This is a genomic window from Micromonospora thermarum (assembly GCF_012034245.1).
Taxonomy (GTDB): Bacteria; Actinomycetota; Actinomycetes; order Mycobacteriales; family Micromonosporaceae; genus Micromonospora; species Micromonospora thermarum.
Genome location: NZ_JAATEO010000104.1, coordinates 1 through 514, shown reverse-complemented (window position 1 = coordinate 514; position 514 = coordinate 1). Strand labels below are relative to the sequence as shown.

Below are 514 nucleotides of genomic sequence, written 5' to 3'. Positions count from 1 at the left end.
GACCGCGTCGTGCGCCGCGCGTTCCTGCTCGGACTCCGCAGGCAGTTGGTCCTCGAGACCCAGCGACGCCACAAGCAAGTTGATGTGGATGCCGAGCAGCCCCTCGGGCGCTTGGCGGCCCATGGCGTCCGCGACGGAGGCGCCCACGTCGCCGCCCTGTGCGACATAGCGCGTGTAGCCGAGGCGGTCCATCAGCTCCGCCCACGCACGTGCGATGCGGCCGGACTCCCAGCCGGGCTCGGTCGGCTGGCCCGAGAAGCCGTAGCCAGGCAGGGACGGCAGCACCAGGTGGAAGGCGTCCTCGGCCCGTCCACCGTGCGCCGTCGGGTCGGTCAGCGGGCCGACGACCCCGAGCAGCTCGACGACCGAGCCCGGCCAGCCGTGCGTCATGATCAGCGGCAGGGCGTCCTCATGCCGCGACCGCACGTGGACGAAATGGATCTCGACGCCGTCGATGTCGGTCGTGTACTGCGGAAGAGCGTTCAGCTTCGCCTCGAACGCGCGCCAGTCGTAG

General features: G+C 71.0%; 1 protein-coding gene. It reads right to left on the bottom strand.

Annotated elements, in window-relative coordinates:
• Nucleotides 1-514 (bottom strand): epoxide hydrolase family protein (locus tag HCJ94_RS29400; RefSeq protein ID WP_168004251.1); only part of this gene is annotated, 514 nt, incomplete at both ends.